Below are 18,594 nucleotides of genomic sequence, written 5' to 3'. Positions count from 1 at the left end.
CTGGTGCTCTTTATACCAAATTTTGCTATGGCACCTACAATTTAATGTCATTTATAGACTTTATGTTCAGCAATATGTGATACCAAAGGAGAGCCTAGCAGCGATCGCACATCCTCGACTATTGCCTACCGAACTCAATGCTATTTGATTATGCGATCGCTATAAATCATCACCATTTTAAGAAATACCTCATACAGATACTTTGAGAAATGGTATTAATATATGGCTTTGTCAAGATTCCTAAACCGCAAATAATGTTAAAAAATAAGAAAATATTGTGGAAACTACTATTGAGAAAGTTTATTTTTTATATAAGTGAAGTGGAACTTCTTTAGTAAAAGACATATCTAGTTAGTTTGATTATTAACTATTCACTCCTTGGGGAGGCGGTTAGTCTCCAGAAATAGACAACATATTTTTAAAGTGTAAAATTATGTGGAAATCAAAGTTAGTATTTAGATTGATACTGTCGGCTGCGGCGGTCGCCACTAGCATACAGCTAAGTTCAGCCAGTAACTATGCTATTACTCAAAGTAAATCTTCCAATCCGATTGTTGAATCTGGGCAACAAAATCAAGCTTTAGAAGATGGCAAGGTTGCTATGGCAGGAGTTGGCATAGGAGCGATCGCAGGCTTACTCATTTCTGGTTTATGGTATCAGAAACGTCGTTACCGCAAAATCCAGTCACGTGCCAAAATAAACCGCTTTCGTGAAGAGTTTCTCTGCGGCTCTTTAGCAGATTATTACTTATCTAATTCTAAAGCAAATTCTTCACCTACAAATTCTCGGAAAACTTTACCAACACCCACTAAAGAAGAATTCCCTCATTCTGAGGAAACTTTCGTAACGCCAATTAAAAAAGAAATATCCGATCCCTCTACCTCTGAAAAAAATAATTTAGCAGCAGATATGTCAACTGCACTATCTGACTGCTACTATAAGTTAATTGAGGAAATTGTTAATACTGACCTCAAAGGTCAAATCAGTTCTAAAGATTATATATATCGTCAATTAGTAGAAAATGTGAGCAGTGGTAATGATGAAATCTTTGAACGCTGTTTGAGCGATCGCTTGCATTCCACTCAATCTGAATTACATAAAGTAATAAATTCTCCAAGTTTATTCCAAAAAGAGACTCCTGAGTTAAAGAAAGCTCGTTTAAATCGCACCTTGAAGGCATTACAAAGTATTCAAGGGGAATGGGAAAAAATCCAAAAACAAACACTAAATTAAGCTTCAGTTAACCCAACTGTGCAATAAATTCTCACAGACTCAAAAGCAAGAAACTTTTCAGTCTTGTTACCAAATATAACTAGCATTTTTAGTAATGATATCGAGTTACTTTTCCCAAATCCAATTGAAGTTGATTACTGAACTAATCAAAACACTAAACAAAAAGACTAAGTAGTTTGCTAGCTCTACTCACATAACAATATCAGCAGTCAACTTCCAAGGCTGACTGCTGATATTGTTAAGCTCTGAAACTAAGCCCCTACAGCTTCCTTCGCGGCATACAACATCTCAGCGTTGATTTCTTTGAAACCGCGATCGCGGGCAAATTTCTCAGTGCTACACTAGATTTATATTCTCTTCGTTCTTTACAGCTTGGGGACGTTGTAACAGCACGTTTTCCTCAACAAAACTCTTTCAATGTATGATTTTCCTCAGTTATTATTCAGGCCTTGTATTCCTTTCTATACGGCTTAATAGGTCAATGATTGCTATTAAAGCTGCTGTCAGAATATATATAATAATACAGGGAATAATCACATAAATTAAAGGTAATAAAATAAATATATTAGTTCCACCAAAACTTAAAGCTCGACCAAATATTGAAAATATTATAATAAAAAAAATGACTACAATAAAAAAGCCGACAAACTGAAGTATCTTGAGTGTAGTAACTAATCTGGTGTACAGTCTATTTTCGTTCAATCTGCTGGATAATTGATTATTGTTCATAAATACACCATTTTTAATAAATTAGTTTATGCAAAAAATATTATTTTATAATAAGTAGAAGAGTGTTTATTTGAAAAAACACTCTTCTATGGAATTCTAGCTATCAGTTTTATAGCTGATCGCTGAATTATTATTAAGCTCCGACAGCTTCCTTCGCGGCATATAATACCTCAGCATTGATTTCCTTGAAACCGCGATCGCGGGCAAATTTCTCAGTATTACGCTTCACTTTTCCGCGAACAAATCCCGGAATCTTATTCAATTCTGCTTGGCCATCTTTTGTCCAATTCAAATCAGAATCGGCAGAAATTCCCCTAGTAATAACTTCTTTGGTATCGTGACCACCGAAGATTTCTAAGAGGTGATCTTCCATTCCCAAAGTGAAGGAATTGTAGATCAAATCTGTAATCTGATTCGTCCCTTCGTAACCCATAAATGGTTTGTAACCAATGGGGAAGTTTTGGACGTGGATGGGTGCAGCAATTACACCGCAAGGAATATCTAAGCGCTTACCAACATGGCGTTCCATTTGCGTGCCGAAAATAGCAGAGGGTTCGACACGAGCGATCGCATCCCCAATTACACCATGATCGTCTGTAATCAGCACTTCATCGCAATATTCACTAACCTGTTCGCGGAACCAATCTGCATCATATTTACAGTAGGTTCCAGCCCAAACAACATGAATTCCCATTTCTCGCGCCAGAATCTTGGTAATAGCGGCGGCGTGGGTATTGTCACCAAAGACTACAGCTTTTTTGCCAGTCAAGTTTTGACAGTCAATCGAACGGGAGAACCAAGCAGCCTGAGAGACATGTAAGGTTTGCTCATTGATGAAGTCTTCATAGTCAACTTCTGCGCCTTGAGCGTTAATTACCTGCTGAATCTTGCGAATACAACGGGCAGTTTCCACTACACCCATTGGAGTAATGTCTATATAAGGTGTGCCAAATTGTTCTTCCAAGTAACGGGCTGTGGTCAAACCGAGTTCGCGGTAAGGTACTAAGTTAAACCAGGCTTGGGACATCTTCTTCAAGTCATTCACCGAAGCACCTTCGGGAATTAAGGTATTTACCTCAATTCCCAAGTCAGCCATCAGCCGTTTCAGTTCGGTGCAGTCGTGATTGTTGTGGAAACCGAGGGTGGTAGTACCGATAATGTTAACTGAGGGTCTTGCTGTTTTGCCCTCTGCCAATTCGCCCCGCTTCCGGGCTTTTTCAATGTAGTATTGGACAATTTGATCCAAAGTGCGATCGGCGGCTTGCAGTTCGTTGTAGCGGTAGTGGTTCACATCCGCCAGCATTACATCACCTTTCGCTTCCAACTGCGCCCGTTCGACAAAGTTGTGCAGATCCTCTTGCAAAATGCTGGAGGTGCAGGTGGGAGTTAACACAATCAAATCTGGGTGTTCCTCAGCATCCTTGCGGGTGATGTTATCTACCACCTTTTCTTGGGAACCGCGTGCTAAAACGTTGCGATCGACGACACTGGTTGTCACCGGAGTAAAATCCCTTTCCCGCGATAGCATAGAGCGCATGACGTTGAAGTAATCATCGCCAAGTGGGGCGTGCATGATCGCATGAACATTTTTAAAAGAACTAGCGATTCGCAGAGTGCCGATGTGGGCTGGGCCAGCATACATCCAGTAAGCCAATTTCATGTTTGTGTCTCCCTTTTAAACTCAAATAACTAAGTAAATGGGCGTAAAAAATATAAGATAGAGCTTACCATCAACCCCTTTGGTGCGTAGTTTACCGCCGTAGGCATCGCCCAGTGTGCCGTTGGTAGAGAAGGGGAGAGGTTTGGAGAGAGGTATTATCTTTAATTCAGCCCATTTACTTATAACTGCTTGATTATTAAATCGTTTCTGATTTTCTCAAACCTGCTGGCTGAAAAAAAATAAGGTTTGTTGCGGGTTTTAGGGGAGGCGATATGGCTGAAATCTATTTACTGCTTGGGATACAGCTATCAATTTCAACAACATTGCTGGTGATTTTGTAAAAAAATCTTAATGTTTCAGTAAATTAGACCTAACAAGAACAGCCCCTTCCCTACTAGCCTTGGAGAGTAAAATTCAAAGCCTCTCTCCTTTTAGGAGAGAGGAATGGACGTGAGGTCAGAAGTCCCTCATTCCCTACTCGGCAGCGTTTTTACCTAATTCGCTAAGATGTACACAAGCTCATTTTCACAACAATTATGGTGAAATATGGTGAAAACACCCTCCCAGCTTTGGACGATTCCTCCTTTGGAAAATGGCGACAAACTCACCCGCTACGAATTTGAGCGTCGCTACAATGCCACCCCTAACCTGAAAAAAGCTGAATTAATCGAAGGGATTGTCTATATTATGCCTGCTGCTTTGCGTTTCCGAAGTCACGGTCAACCGCATGGTTGGATTTTGACATGCCTTGGTACTTACGAAGCTGCGACTCCTGGTGTAGCCTTGGGAGTTGAACCTACCGTCCGCTTAGACTTAGATAACGAACCTCAACCCGATATTGTTCTGTTGATTGAACCGGAAGCAGGTGGTCAAACGCGGCTGAGTGAAGATGATTATATTGAAGGTGCGCCAGAGTTAGTTGTGGAAATTGCTGCTAGTAGTGCGGCTATCGATCTTCATGGCAAAAAACAGGCTTATCGTCGCAATGGTGTTAAAGAATATATAGTTTGGCAAGTTTTAGACCAAAAATTGACTTGGTTTTCTCTGGAACAGGGTGAATATCTGGAATTAGTACCTGACAATGAAGGCATTTTACAAAGTCGGGTATTTCCAGGCTTGTGGTTAGCGGCGACGGAGTTATTAGCAGGTAATATGCAGGGTGTGTTGAAGGTTTTACAAGCAGGTTTACAGTCTGCTGAACATGAGGATTTTATACATTTTCATGGTAATTATATTATTTGAATCATCGACTTTTTCAAGAGGAAAAATGCTGTTTCACCACATCTAAGCGGGAACAGTTCCAATAATCGATATGGGAGACAATCAAACCATCAGAGTTAAGACCTAATTCACTCCAACCAGGAATAGAGATCCGTGGTTTCCAGGGGAGAGGAGTATTCCAACTAAGTGTCCACTCAGTTTTGATTGTGTCTCCTAAACGTTGAATATTATGTAAGTCCATCTTGGGATTTAAAAACCAAGTTTCGATAAAATTAATCATTGCTTTGTAACGTTTAACACCACGGAATTTATTCATCGGGTCTTGAAAATAAACCTCTGGGGCATAAATGCTGTAAGTTTGATTGACTGGGAATCTTTGATAGTCTTCTTTGAGAATTTCAACGAGATTCATGATAGATAAATATATCTGTAAATTGGTTGAATCTAAAAACTGAAAAACTGAAATTAACCCTCATTCCATAAACGTTCTAACTGACGCCGCCAAGCAGTTAAGACTTCTTCTCGTCCTTGTGAAGTTTGATTTATTTCGCCCATCATTCCTTCGGCGTAAAAGCGTTCTAAGCTTTGCATGGTAGCTTGCAGAGATTGTCCTTGCTGTTTTGCTGCCTGAATAATTTGCCGGATGCGGCTTTCAATTAGTTGATTAAAGACATTATCTAATCTAGCCTGATGGAGAGATAAAAGTCGGTTGATTGCATTGGATAAATCTGCACTCACTAAAGTATCAATGTTATGTTGAAATACCCCCCAAATTACTCTTTCATACAAAGCGTAACGTACTTCTTGAGTGTCATCAAAGTTGGCTTCTAGGAACTGTTCTAAAAATGGTTGGGCTTCTTGGATGGGCAGAATAGGCAGTAAAACTCGCAGCCAAGTATTATCTTCGGAAAGCAGCACCAACAGCCGAAAAGTAGGAGTGTCTACTTGCCACGATCCAGGAGCAGTGGTAGTAACAGCCGATGTGTCAAATAATTCTGTAAGCGTAGCCGCAACTTCTTCAGGTGTCATAACTTTTTATTTATATATAGCCTCTAGATTAGCGCAGAGGTGCATCAACATATTCACTAACTCGATCCAGTCTGAAAACGCGGTGGGGGCGCACAGCTAGGTGTACGCCCCCACGAATGAATGTATTCCACTGAATTGAAATATCTGATTTAAATTTTAAATAAGCGAATTGCTCAAAAACACGATACCGATCGCACACAACGCAAAACCAGCAAGGCTGATTTTCCAGAGTAAAATTCGGTTTATTTCTCCCATACCCATCCCAACACCAATTTTTCTAGCACTCATGGCAACGGCAAACAGAGTTAAGGTGATACCTAGTATATAGGCAACTACTGATATTGTTCCTGCACTAACAATAGATTCAGCATTAGCGTAACCCTGAAATAAACCAGCACTGATGCCCACCAGAGCAAGTACCAGAAAGTTTAGTTGATTTAGCATCATCAGCATAGTACCAAAAACGATGGTAGAAATGGCGATCGCTATTTCTGTGCCTGGTAAATTTAGCTGAAATATATGAATTACAATGCCTAAAACTGTTGCCAAGACAAAACATCCAGCGATCGCAGCGCCACGAACAAACACAGATGAGAGTAAGCCAATTGCAACAATACCAACTAAACAATTTAAACTAATTACTGGATCTGCCAATCCCCACACAAAGGCTTCCCAGCCGTTAGAGATGTTATGGTCAAATGGTGTTCCACTCAATGAACTCAGTAAGCTAATTAAAATTAAAGCTGCGATCGCCCCAACATGGCGAGGCATTAACTTTGAGGTATAAAATTCTGGTGAAGCACGGAATTGCGATAATTTAGTTTTGAACATCACTATATGCCAAATTAGTTTTTTCGGTAATTTATACTACCCAGCTTTCAAAAAAAACTAACAGTTATGTAAAGCCGCAGTTGTAGGAACAGCCCCGATCGTCAACTGTATTAATAATCACTAGCAATTTAAATTTAAGATGCGATCGTTGATTAGCGATCGTTTCAAATGGCAATACAACTAAACTATAAAAATGAATCTAAAGTACGGTGAATTCGATATATTAGAGCGAGAACTAGAAGCTCTTCCACCGATGCATCAAGTGGCGTTTGCAGCAGCTTGTTGCGAGAGATTGTTTCCGAACTATGGCATTTTCTTGCGAGAAATAAAAGAACAAGGCTGGAATGAAAAAGATCCTATAAGAGAAGCACTTGACGAAATCTGGGAATTTTTGGCAGGTAAAAAAATCGATGCGGCTAGATTTCGTGAGTTATTGTCTAATTGTGAAGAATATCCCTACGAGTATGAAAATCAAGAAACTCCGGAAGGACAGAGAGGCGCATGGATTGTCTGTGAGACTATAGAACTTTGTCTCGAACAAATTCCGCAAGAAATTATTTTAGTAGCAAAAGAAATAGACGAAACTCTTTTTCTATATATAGATTATTTAAAATGCGAGTCTGAAGACCAAAACTCGCAAGACATTCCACACGAACAACTATTACAATTAGAATTTTGTTTAGATCCAACTACACAACAGACTATTTCAGTAGCAAAAGAAATACATGAAACTCTTTTTGAGTATATAGATTATTTATGCCAGTGTGAAGACGAATACTCGGCAGACATGTCCCACGAAGAACTAGTAGAAATAGTTTCCAACCATCCGTTACAGTACGAGAAATGGCAAAACAAGGCGAAGATTTGCGGCGCTTGCGAGAAACTCCCACGTTAACTGGTGAGTTTTTACAATGGCAAAACAAAGCGAAGATTTGCGGTGCTTGCGAGAAACTCCCACGTTAACTGGTGAGTTTTTACAATGGCTGCGTACTTCTTCTGAAAATGGTGGTAAAAGTCTGCTAGATTTAAGTTGAGAAAACAATGGTGAAGGGTGCGGCTAAAGAAACTCAAGAAAACGCAGCGTCAAATTTGGATGCTGTAAAAATTAAATGGTTTCGCCACCATCTCTCTATATGGGGAACGCAAAATTTACGCGATTTTCCTTGGCGGCAGACTTGCGATTCTTACGCAATTCTTGTTGCAGAATATCTGCTACAAAAAACAGATGCAGTTACGGTTGTTCCTATCTACAATATATTTCTCTTGAAATATCCAACGCTTGAGCAACTAGTAAAAGCAAGCATTAATGAATTGAGCGAATTGCTTGAACCTTTAGGTCTTTTCTTCCGCACTGAAAGATTACAAAAGTGCGCTGGCATTATCTTAGAGCAGTATGGCGGAAAAATCCCCGATTCAGAAAAGCAGTTGCTTGAATTACCTGGAATTGGTAAATATACAGCTCGTGCTATATGTTCTCAAGCCTTCAGTCAACCGCTAGCCGTACTCGATACTAATGTCGCTCGTATTCTCGAACGCTTCTTTGGGTTGCAAGGAGAAAGAGTAAAATCGCGCTGTAAGATTCTCTGGAATGCAGCAGAAAGAATTGCTCCTAATAAAGAAGTTGGCAAGTGGAATCTAACCTTGCTAGATTTTGGAGCGATGGTTTGCAGGGCAAAAAATCCTCTTTGTAATGATTGCCCTCTCTCAGCAAAATGCAATTATGTCCAAACGCAATATAACTTAGAGAGTCTTAATAAAACATAGCATCAAGTTGATCGGAACCCAAAATTATCAAGGCTTTTTTGGGATTCTTTGTCACTCAACCAAACCTACCATTCTAAATTTATTTATCTGTAGCACTGTTTTTACTTTTAATTTCCGTTAATTGATTCTGACTCCTAAATACTGACTTCTGAATTCTTTATGAAGATGTACTCAATTAATTGTTGAATCATTTCGGCATCTGTTTCACTTAAACTTTCTAACTCAATTCTGTTGTTTTCTTGTGGCGTACTAGCATTAGTACTATACATACGACGACTCAAGCCTACAGGACTATTATCATAAAATGTTGTATAGAATACACACGCTGCTACATACGATCCAATCGGACTAGGGTGGCTTTTATCGGAATTGTAAAGGTTTAATTTCAGATTCGCTTCCTGAATTTTTTGCCAAGCTATTCCCACAGGTGCAACTTTAGCTTTCAGTTCTTGAGCAATGCTCATATAAGCATCAGTCAATATCTGTTGCGTTTCTGGTTGATTTTGCTTTGCCCAAGTTAAGTAAAACACTGTTTGGGAATTCACTCGCTTAATCTCGGCATCAAACAGACTAGCGTACTTGTACATTTCCTTGGGATTAGTAATTGGTAAAGTACTTTGCTCTTGCAGTACTACGTAATCCCAGCGTTTTGCTTTCAAAAGCCTGAGTGCTTCACCACGTTTCCAGTGGTTTTGAAGTGTAGCTCCACCAACCACAACCATTTCAGTTTCCAGCGTTTTAGGTTCTTTCGCTGAAGCAGCCAACTGTTGTGTCAACCAAGGAAGATCGTTGAAATATGTATAACTATTGCCAATAAATAAAACTCTGATTGCCTGCTGTTCAGTTACTGGGAAATAATTTGCCTGAGTCTGCCTTCTTAGCATTTGAAACAAGGCAATCATCATCAAGAGGAATAAACATACATATACAATGTTGGCTTTGCTCATCATCCCTGAAATTTTTGCATTATAACTTATTCTTGGACAATATGTTTTTGGCAATAGTTCTGATTATTGATGAGTGGATGAAATTTTTTCCCAAGAGATTGCAAATTTTACGCAACCTAAAACTTCTCTTAACTGAACTGTATTAAGAAGATGCTATGGTATCAAGCCGACAGGAAAACCAGGATACAAAGTTTCTTGCATCACTTCTCTGATGCAATTCCCGCAATTAACACTACATCAAATACAAGAGTGAAGATGGTTAAAGGCTCCCACTTTCACTACTTTTCAATATATTGGCTCAACAATAGACAAGATGAGTTTACCTACAGATGAGCAAATAGCACTGATTCGGCTAACGCTCGAAGATAGGAAAATGAATTACGCCGATAGATTTAAACAGGAAAAGCTGTTGAATTTGCACAAAGCTAAGATGCATGTTGAGTAAGCTTTTACAATGTTGAGCCAGTAAACAGCCCCGATCGCAATTTTTAGGTAATTAAACCATAGTACCCGGTAGCACAGATGTGCTGCCCTACGGGGGATTGAAACAAAATCCCTCGATACTTTAGAGTTAATAATAAACTCAACTTCAAAGCGCGATCGCAATGACTGATAAAGAACTCAAACATCTAATTGAGAGTAATGCTAAAACAGTCCAAGCTATGCTAGATGAAATGGCGGAAGCACGACAAGAACGCCAAGAACTCCGAGAAGGAATGCTCCAAATTCAGAATGCAGTCGCACAATTAACGAATATACAAGAGAGAATAACCAATTTACTAATTTCTATTGATGGCGATCGCCCTACAATTCTTAAAAAACTCTCAGCACTGGAAACTAAGCTTGACCAGTTATTGCAGCAAAACCCAACAGACGAGTTAGGGTAAATACTCATAATAATGCCTAGACGTGTTGAAACAACATTTATTTTCCTTAAACAGTCGATAATGTAAATAAATGTAAAAAATTCTCAGGCAGGATAAAAACATCTATGCGTGTAATTTTAATGACTGGTAAAGGCGGCGTGGGCAAAACTTCCGTTGCTGCTGCAACTGGACTCCGTTGCGCAGAACTAGGCTATCAGACGTTGGTTTTAAGTACAGATCCCGCCCACTCCCTCGCAGACAGTTTTGACATGGAACTGGGACACGCACCCCAAAAAATTCGCCCAAATCTCTGGGGTGCTGAACTGGATGCACTGCAAGAACTGGAGGGAAACTGGGGTGCTGTGAAACGTTATATTACCCAAGTTTTACAGGCAAGGGGTTTAGATGGCGTACAGGCGGAGGAATTAGCAATTTTACCAGGGATGGATGAGATTTTTGGCTTGGTAAGGATGAAACGCCATTACGATGAAGGTGAGTTTGATGTCTTAATTATCGACTCAGCCCCCACCGGCACAGCACTGCGTTTGCTGAGTTTACCTGAAGTCGGTGGCTGGTATATGCGCCGTTTTTACAAACCATTTCAAAACATCTCGGTGGCACTTCGACCTCTGGTTGAACCTTTGTTTAGACCAATTGCTGGTTTTTCGCTACCTGATAAAGAAGTAATGGATGCACCTTTTGAGTTTTATGAACAAATTGAAGCTCTGGAAAAAGTATTAACAGATAATACTCAAACCTCAGTTCGTCTTGTCACTAATCCCGAAAAAATGGTGATTAAAGAGTCTCTCCGTGCCCATGCTTATCTGAGTTTATATAACGTTGCAACAGATTTAGTCGTGGCTAATCGGATTATTCCCAATGAAGTCCAAGACCCATTTTTTCAACGTTGGAAGGAAAGTCAGGAGCAATATCGCCGAGAAATTCATGATGATTTTCACCCTCTACCTGTGAAAGAAGTTCCCCTATTTTCTGAGGAAATGTGTGGATTGGCTTCATTAGAACGCCTGAAAGAAACTCTTTATAAAGATGAAGATCCAACTCAGGTTTATTACAAAGAAACAACTCTTAGAGTAGTGCAAGAAGAAAACCAATACAGCTTAGAACTTTACTTACCTGGTATTCCTAAAGACCAAGTTCAACTAAGTAAAACTGGAGACGAATTAAACATTACTATTGGCAACCATCGTCGTAACTTAGTTTTGCCACAAGCCTTAGCAGCACTACAACCAGGCGGAGCAAAGATGGAAAATGACTATCTAAAAATCCGCTTTACTGACAACACAAGAGTTTAATTTTGTTGGACTTTACTCTGTCAACAAAAAGTTAAAAGTAAAAAGCAAGAATTTTCTCTTGTAACTAGTACAGACGCCATCTTTTTAGCGTCTGTTTTTATGATTTTTTGGTAAATTTTAATAAAAGCCAAAAAAATATTTTTATTAATGATTTGACCGTAGTTTTACTGAAGACAAATTGATGAAATAAATTTCACAATGTCTTTAGATTTAATTATGCCAGTTTTCAAATTATTAATTTATTTTGCTATAACAATGACTTCCAATCCCCAACAAGATTTACCCTTATGTCGCGATGAAGAAAGTTTACTACGCCGCATTACAAATCGTATCCGACGCAGCTTAGAGTTAGAAGAAATTATCACAGTGACAACAACAGAAGTGCGATCGCTATTAAAAACCGATCGAGTGATGATTTACAAATTTCATCCTGATGGTAGTGGTCAAGTGATTGCTGAATCAATTAATAAAAATTGTTTGCCGTCGCTACTGGGGTTAAATTTTCCTTACGATGACATTCCATCCTATGCCCGCGAACTATTTATCAAATCACGCGTGCGTTCTGTTGTGAATGTTGAGACTAAAGAGATTGGTCAAATTCACCTGCGTGACTTGGATAATGGAGATATTTCAGAGGAGATCCGTTACCGCCCTGTAGACCCCTGCCATATTGAATATTTGACGGCAATGGGGGTAAAATCCTCTGTAGTAGCGCCTATTCTTTATCAAGATCGACTTTGGGGACTGCTGGTGTCTCATAATTCCCAAGCGCGTTTGATTTCAGAATATGAGCTAGAAGCCATACAAGTGGTAGTCGAGCAGCTGTCAATGGCGATCGCTCAAAGTACCCTTCACACTCAAGTTCGCAAAACAGCCGAGCGAGAAGCGATCGTTAACCGCATTGCTACCTTATTACATTCACTGCCGACGATTGTCTTACAGCCAGCCCTAGAAGCGGCTGTTGCTGCCTTTAATGGTATTGGTGGCAGGCTTTGTATTAGAAATGAAGCTCTTGATTTCCATAATGGCAACGTCACCAGCTTAACAGAATGCTTAATACCAGGAAATACTTGTATCAAGCTTTATATCTGTGGAGAGCAACCTGTAATGCCAGAACAAACTATATATCCACTGATCGAACAGTATAGTATCTGGCAGGAACACTACAAGTCTACTAACTACGATGTTTGGGCAATTTCAGATATATATAACACTCCTGGCTTGCGAAGTTTGCAAGTTGCTTTTCAACCAACTAAAATTCGCAGCGTGTTGATGATCCCACTCCTGTATCGTCAGCAGTTGCTGGGCTACCTAAGTATTTTCCGCAATGAAGTAGATACAGAAACTTTATGGGCGGGGCAGCATGAGGGCGATCAAAGGCAACAGTATCCCCGGCGATCCTTTGAGGTTTGGCGCGAATCTAAAACAGCACAAGCTCAAAAATGGACAATTGAAGAGATTGAACTGGCTAGAAACCTCAGTAAACACTTCGCTTCCGCAGTTCAGCAGTATGAACTACACCAACAAGTCCAAGTCTTCAATGAAAATTTAGAAAAACAAGTTAGAAGGCGCACCGCTGAGTTACAAAAGACAGCTGAACAAGAACAGGCTGTGTTTAAAGTTATTGCCGAGATTCGAGAATCTTTGGACACAAATACGATTTTTCAGACCACAACTAAAGAAGTTTGTCAATTAATCAAAGCCGATCGCGTTTCTGTTTATCGTTTCGATTCTAATTGGGGTGGTGAATTTGTCGGAGATTTCGAGGCTGCTAGTCCATACTGGTCGAATGAGTCCGAACTAGGTATTAATACAATTTGGAATGACACCTACTTACAAGACACACAGGGAGGGCGTTACCGCCACAATGAAACATTTGCAGTCGATGACATCTACAAAATGGGGTTTACTCAGTGTCATATCGACAATCTAGAGCAGTTTCAAATTTACGCTTTTGTGCTTGCGCCGATTTTTGTTGGTCAAAAACTTTGGGGTTTGCTGGCAACTTATCAACACACTGGCCCTCGGCAATGGAAAACTTCTGAAGTTAACTTCCTCAGTCAGATTGCCGCCCAAATGGGCGTAGCACTCCAGCAAGCTGATTTACTCTCTCAGACGCAACAACAGACATTAGATTTGCAACAAGCAGCAGAACAACAACGGGTATTGTTTGAAGTTGTGGCAAAAGTTAGAGAATCTCTCGATCTAGATGCGATTTTTCAGGCAACTACCCAAGAAATTTGTAAATCACTACAAGCGGATCGAGTTGCAGTCTACCGCTTCCAGGCTGATTGGAGTGGTGAATATATTGCCGAGTTTGTGGGCGATAACTGGTTAAAGTTAGTAAATTCTGATACAAATACAGTTTGGCAAGATAGCTATTTACAAGAAACCCAAGGTGGGCGATATCGTCACAATGAAACTTTTGCAGTTGATGATATCTATGAAGTTGGCCACTCTCAATGCCACGTTGCAGTTCTAGAGCAAATTCAAGCAAGAGCTTATGCGATCGCACCTATATTTATCGGGCAACAGTTATGGGGCTTATTAGCAGCTTACCAAAATTCTGCACCCCGCCATTGGGAAGCTTCAGAAATTAAATTTATTACTCAAATTGCCAATCAGCTTGGGGTTGCACTCCAACAAGCCCAATTGCATAATCAAACCAAAGAGCAGACGCAAAAGCTAGCTCAAGCTTTGCATGATTTACAGCAAACTCAAACCCAACTGATCCAAACTGAAAAAATGTCTTCACTAGGTCAATTGGTAGCTGGTGTGGCTCACGAAATTAATAATCCCGTAAACTTCATTTATGGCAACATCAATCATGTCAACGATTACACCCAAGATTTACTCAGTATTCTAGAACTCTATTTACACAATACTCCCAACCCTAGTCTTGAAATTCGCGATCGCGCCTTCGAGATCGACTTAGAATTTATCATAGAGGATTTGCCCAAAACTCTATCTTCGATGAAAATTGGGGTCGATCGCATCCGGCAGATTGTCTTGGGTTTACGGAATTTCTCTCGCCTTGACGAGGCAGAAAAAAAACCAGTTGATATTCATGAGGGTATTGATAGCACCTTGCTAATTTTGCAGCATCGCTTGAAAGCAAAACCAGAAAGTCCGGCGATTAAATTAGTCAAAGAATACAGCAACCTTCCTTTAGTAGAGTGCTATGCCGGGCCGCTAAATCAAGTATTCATGAATGTTTTAAGCAATGCGATCGATGCTTTAGAAGATTACACAGAATCTCAATCAAAACCTCATAGCAGTCAAATTACTATCCGTACTGCTTTTGGAGAACTTGAAGGCAATATCAAGAGTGTAGTAGTTCGGATTGCAGACAATGGACCAGGAATACCCGAAGCTCTCAGAGCAAGAATCTGCGATCCCTTTTTCACAACTAAGCCAGTGGGAAAAGGCACTGGTTTGGGATTATCAATTAGTTATCAGATTGTTGTAGATAAACACGGTGGTGTTTTTAAATGTGATTCTCAACCGGGGTTAGGTACAGAATTTTGGATTGAAATTCCAATTAAACAAATCAATTAATCATAGAAACAAAAAATCAACTTGCATAGTGCAGATTATTCCTGGTTTGGAAATAGAAGAATGCAAAGTTATGTAATAATTTTGATTTTCTGCAAAAAATTTGAGTTTTGGGGTGAAAGCATAGTAGCTTGATTGACAAGTGATAGATAGCTAGTAACCTGATTTATACTTGACTAGGGTTTAACGCTTAGGAGCATACATAATTATGAATTCGATAAATCCCTCTGAAAACGTCATTAGTTGTTTGCAGACTATCTTAGATGCCACCTCTACGGGAAATTACGATCTTTTTCTTACAGTAGGTGATTCAGACTACAGAGCTGATATTACCAAAGAAAATTTTGACCAAGTTAGTTCCCCACTAATTGCACGTATGTCTGAGGGCTATACAACTACTTACTTCGGTCATCTCAAACAAGGAGAAACTCAGACCTATTTGTGGAAGCTGAGTTTTGCTGATGATGGACATGAATTTATAGTACGTGTGGGGATGAAGGGGGACAAAGTTAATCTGATATGGATTACTTAATATATATGCATATCTGCTGTGAAAACAAAAATACGCTGTAGGGTAGCAAAGATGTGCTACCTTACAATTTTTTTTAACTTCTAAGTTGCACAGGCATAGCTAAATAGGTCATTTTCAAAGCACCCAATGGTGTAAAAATCACTGGAGTTAGGCTTTGATTTAAATGCATTTGAATTTCGGAAGATGGTAACTCTTTCAAGCCTTCCATCAAATATTTAATGTTAAAGGCAATCTCGATATTTTCACCAGAAATTTGTGCCGGCATTGACTCTCTACCACTGCCTACATCTTGAGCCTCACAAGATAAAGTAATTTCTTGAGCTGCGCTATCAATACTGAGTTTAACAATATTATTTTTCTGATCGGCTAACACAGCAATCCGCTCCAAAGTGCTGATAAATTGTCGCCGTTCGATTGTTACTTGTCGCTCAAATTGGCGCGGAATTAATTGTCGATAAGTAGGATATTGCCCTTCTAAGGTGCGACTAGTCAAGCGTTGATTTTGCCATGCAAATACAACTTGACCTCGATCGAAATATAAAGCTACAGGTTCATCTGATGAGGCGCTATGAGCTAACATTCGTTGAAGTTCGCGTAATGCTCTAGCTGGTACTGTCACTTCTACTTCACTAGTTCCGCCTAAAGGGCGCTCGTTGCTAGTTTCTACGACTGCGAGGCGATGTCCGTCTGTAGCTGCAAATTCTAGGGTGTCTTGTTTAACTGTTAAATGCACACCAGTGAGTACTTGCTTGGTTTCATCAGCACTGGTAGCAAACAATGATCCGCGTAATCCTTCAATTAATGCAGTGGTAGTGAGATGAATTACTTCTGTATTTTCAATTACAGGGAGTTCGGGAAATTCTTCCGGCCCCATTGCCCGGACTTGGTAATGTCCACTCTTGGGTGTGAGTGTGACAATTAAACCTTCTCCACCAGATGTTGCACCTGTCAAGGCTGATTCATCGTCTAAAGTGATTTCGCCTTCTGGAAGACGAGAGGTGATGTCTACAAGTAACTTAGCAGGAAGTGCGATCGCCCCACTTTCCCATACCTCTGCGTTAAAGCTGGTGCGGATTCCCAAGCTGAGATCGAAGGCTGTTAAGCTTACTTGGTTAGTTTGGGCATCCGCTTGTAACAGCACATTGGCAAGTACTGGATGAGTTGGTCGTGAAGGTACTGCACGACTAACGAGTGAGAGGTTTGTACTGAGATCGCTTTGGGAGCAAACTAATTTCATAAGTCAGATACAGCTTGTGAAAGATATCCTAACATCCTTATGTTTATAGGCGATCGCTATTTGTTTGATTAGCGCTTAGGCGTAGTCCGCCACAAGTATCGCTTCTACGCTTCAAACTGTAATAATTGAAACACTTGCAACAAATATTCTTCCATGTATAAGAAACCCTTAAGTATTTCCAAAAAATATATAAGCATTTGCTGCAAAGGCTTAATACTTTGCAACACACATTCTTCCATGTATAAGAAACCCTTAAGTATTTCCAAAAAATATATAAGCATTTGCTGCAAAGGCTTAATACTTTGCAACACACATTCTTCCATGTATAAGAAACCCTTAAATCATTGCAGCATTTGTTGTAATGAACTTATGAATTTATTTATTACCTAAAATGTCAAAATAATCTAAGTGAAATTAACTAAACTTTGGGAGATGGGATGCCTACTATGGTCTATGTCTACGCAACTTATTTGTAGTATTTCCCCATGACATAAAAGATATTTTTGTATAAAACAGTACTATAAATCTAGTAGCAGAGATGGATTATGGCACGTCGCAAAAGAAATTCCAGCGTTTTAGAACGAGCCGATCGCCGAATTGAAAGTTTACAATCTATCAGCGTAGAACTTGACTTTGGGGAAGGACTAACTATACAAGCTTATAATACGACAATTAACGATCTCCGGTCTAAGCTTGCTGCCTACAATACTGCTTTATCTACCATTGACAAACTCACTGATGACGTGAATAACGCAGAACAGGCTGTAATAACCATGTCAGAAAAAATGTTACTAGGAGTTGCCAGCCGTTACGGTAAAATCAGCCAAGAATACGAGATGGCGGGTGGTGCTAGACGAGGTAATACCAAGAAGAAGCGAGGCGTACTAGGCAATTCCAAAGTCACCAATTCTTTAGCAGCCGATTCTATTCAGCCTTCTTCTGGAAATAAATCTATGAATGGGGCTTCGGGTGCGATCGCAAATTAGCTAAAATCCAATAGGAAACGGCACTCACTTAAAATACAGCCTTTGCTTTAACTTTCTAACTCGTTCCCAGCCTCCAGGCTGGGAACGAGGTAAAATAAAGGTTTTTAGTCCTGCAAAGGTGGGTTTTGTATTTCGACTCCGCTCAACACAAGTCTCTATAGCCGCAAGTTATCTTTGCCCAATGTAATATTTACAGCTCCAAAAATATTACAATCTATCAGAGATACTGCTAACATCACTGAGACGCTTCATAATGGCAACCACATCTAATGTTCAGGTGACTATTTCCCTGTCGGAACCGGGTTTAGACGAAGAGCAATTGCAAGCAGAAGTGCAAAATTTGCTCCCACAAATTAAAGAAGTGGATGGAGTAGAAAATGCAGATTTAGTGGCAGTTACAGAAGCTCCCCAAGGTTCAAAGGCTTTCGGGGGTTTTTTGTTGGCGACATTAAAGGCAGTGGGCAATCCAGGGTTAATCAAGCCTTTGTTTGGGTTTTTGAGTACTAAACTTTCTGGAAAAACTATTGAAATTAATGTAGAAGTTAATGGCAAGAAACTCGAAGTCAAAGCCAGTAATCAGGAAGAGTTTGAATTTGCCAGACGCCAAGCTGAGGATTTTATAAAAAATACCAAAGATGGCGTTGCATAAATGCGGGATGAATCATGGAAACACGGGTATTTCTCTATACT

General features: G+C 39.8%; 17 protein-coding genes. 11 read left to right on the top strand and 6 right to left on the bottom strand.

The features are described 5' to 3' along the window. The first annotated feature begins 433 nt into the window (after positions 1–433). Positions 434–1,234, top strand: coding sequence for a hypothetical protein (locus RMZ42_RS18130; protein WP_322672692.1), 801 nt, complete (start codon positions 434–436; stop codon positions 1,232–1,234). A gap of 862 nt (positions 1,235–2,096) precedes the next feature. Here RMZ42_RS18130 and bchB read toward each other — a convergent pair. Beyond that, positions 2,097–3,623 (bottom strand): ferredoxin:protochlorophyllide reductase (ATP-dependent) subunit B, encoded by a 1,527-nt coding sequence (gene bchB, locus RMZ42_RS18125; RefSeq protein WP_322672691.1) that lies wholly within the window; start codon positions 3,621–3,623, stop codon positions 2,097–2,099. Between the two features lie 546 nt (positions 3,624–4,169). Between bchB and RMZ42_RS18120 the strand changes: the two genes are divergently transcribed. Then, positions 4,170–4,865 (top strand): Uma2 family endonuclease, encoded by a 696-nt coding sequence (locus tag RMZ42_RS18120; protein WP_322672690.1) that lies wholly within the window; start codon positions 4,170–4,172, stop codon positions 4,863–4,865. Between the two features lie 13 nt (positions 4,866–4,878). On the opposite strand, the gene RMZ42_RS18115 is transcribed toward RMZ42_RS18120, so the two are convergent. The 3 genes from RMZ42_RS18115 to RMZ42_RS18105 all read right to left on the bottom strand — a co-directional run bounded on the left by RMZ42_RS18115 (position 4,879) and on the right by RMZ42_RS18105 (position 6,704). Continuing rightward, entirely contained in the window at positions 4,879–5,256 is a 378-nt protein-coding gene (locus RMZ42_RS18115) for a DUF2358 domain-containing protein (protein WP_322672689.1), read from the bottom strand. 53 nt (positions 5,257–5,309) lie between these two features. Next, on the bottom strand, positions 5,310–5,873 hold the full coding sequence (locus tag RMZ42_RS18110) for a hypothetical protein (RefSeq protein ID WP_322672688.1): 564 nt from the start codon (positions 5,871–5,873) through the stop codon (positions 5,310–5,312). A 156-nt stretch (positions 5,874–6,029) separates the two neighbouring features. Continuing rightward, positions 6,030–6,704 (bottom strand): HupE/UreJ family protein, encoded by a 675-nt coding sequence (locus RMZ42_RS18105; protein WP_322672687.1) that lies wholly within the window; start codon positions 6,702–6,704, stop codon positions 6,030–6,032. Between the two features lie 193 nt (positions 6,705–6,897). Between RMZ42_RS18105 and RMZ42_RS18100 the strand changes: the two genes are divergently transcribed. Genes RMZ42_RS18100 through RMZ42_RS18090 form a run of 3 tightly spaced genes read left to right on the top strand, consistent with a single transcriptional unit; the run spans position 6,898 to position 8,468 of the window. Further along, a complete protein-coding gene (locus RMZ42_RS18100) occupies positions 6,898–7,599 on the top strand; it encodes a DUF416 family protein (RefSeq protein WP_322672686.1) in 702 nt (233 codons plus the stop codon). 16 nt (positions 7,600–7,615) lie between these two features. Beyond that, positions 7,616–7,738, top strand: coding sequence for a hypothetical protein (locus tag RMZ42_RS18095; RefSeq protein ID WP_322672685.1), 123 nt, complete (start codon positions 7,616–7,618; stop codon positions 7,736–7,738). A gap of 7 nt (positions 7,739–7,745) precedes the next feature. Then, positions 7,746–8,468, top strand: coding sequence for an A/G-specific adenine glycosylase (locus RMZ42_RS18090; protein WP_322672684.1), 723 nt, complete (start codon positions 7,746–7,748; stop codon positions 8,466–8,468). A gap of 134 nt (positions 8,469–8,602) precedes the next feature. Here RMZ42_RS18090 and RMZ42_RS18085 read toward each other — a convergent pair whose 3' ends face one another. Next, positions 8,603–9,418, bottom strand: coding sequence for an SGNH/GDSL hydrolase family protein (locus tag RMZ42_RS18085; RefSeq protein WP_322672683.1), 816 nt, complete (start codon positions 9,416–9,418; stop codon positions 8,603–8,605). Positions 9,419–10,020: 602 nt separating this feature from the next. Between RMZ42_RS18085 and RMZ42_RS18080 the strand changes: the two genes are divergently transcribed. The 4 genes from RMZ42_RS18080 (at position 10,021) to RMZ42_RS18065 (ending at position 15,681) form a co-directional block, all read left to right on the top strand. After that, positions 10,021–10,302: a hypothetical protein gene (locus RMZ42_RS18080; RefSeq protein ID WP_094350381.1), complete on the top strand. Its 282-nt coding sequence runs from the start codon at positions 10,021–10,023 to the stop codon at positions 10,300–10,302. A 104-nt stretch (positions 10,303–10,406) separates the two neighbouring features. Beyond that, positions 10,407–11,594 carry a TRC40/GET3/ArsA family transport-energizing ATPase gene (locus RMZ42_RS18075; protein ID WP_322672682.1) on the top strand — a complete coding sequence of 396 codons (1,188 nt, stop codon included), beginning with the start codon at positions 10,407–10,409 and terminating at the stop codon, positions 11,592–11,594. A 255-nt stretch (positions 11,595–11,849) separates the two neighbouring features. Next, the gene (locus tag RMZ42_RS18070) at positions 11,850–15,152 is read left to right on the top strand and encodes a GAF domain-containing protein (RefSeq protein ID WP_322672681.1); all 3,303 of its coding nucleotides are present in this window, start codon (positions 11,850–11,852) and stop codon (positions 15,150–15,152) included. Between the two features lie 205 nt (positions 15,153–15,357). Next, positions 15,358–15,681: a hypothetical protein gene (locus RMZ42_RS18065; protein WP_322672680.1), complete on the top strand. Its 324-nt coding sequence runs from the start codon at positions 15,358–15,360 to the stop codon at positions 15,679–15,681. A 73-nt stretch (positions 15,682–15,754) separates the two neighbouring features. Here RMZ42_RS18065 and dnaN read toward each other — a convergent pair whose 3' ends face one another. Then, positions 15,755–16,918, bottom strand: coding sequence for a DNA polymerase III subunit beta (gene dnaN / locus RMZ42_RS18060; protein WP_322672679.1), 1,164 nt, complete (start codon positions 16,916–16,918; stop codon positions 15,755–15,757). Positions 16,919–17,463: 545 nt separating this feature from the next. On the opposite strand from dnaN, the gene RMZ42_RS18055 reads away from it, so the two are divergent. Both RMZ42_RS18055 and RMZ42_RS18050 read left to right on the top strand, forming a co-directional pair. Further along, the gene (locus RMZ42_RS18055; RefSeq protein ID WP_322672678.1) at positions 17,464–17,904 is read left to right on the top strand and encodes a hypothetical protein; all 441 of its coding nucleotides are present in this window, start codon (positions 17,464–17,466) and stop codon (positions 17,902–17,904) included. 253 nt (positions 17,905–18,157) lie between these two features. Then, positions 18,158–18,553, top strand: coding sequence for a sugar ABC transporter permease (locus RMZ42_RS18050; protein WP_322672677.1), 396 nt, complete (start codon positions 18,158–18,160; stop codon positions 18,551–18,553). Positions 18,554–18,594: the final 41 nt, after the last annotated feature.

It is taken from the genome of Nostoc sp. DedQUE05 (assembly GCF_034530955.1).
Classification (GTDB): domain Bacteria; phylum Cyanobacteriota; class Cyanobacteriia; order Cyanobacteriales; family Nostocaceae; genus Nostoc.
This window is presented reverse-complemented; position numbering and strand designations above follow the sequence as displayed.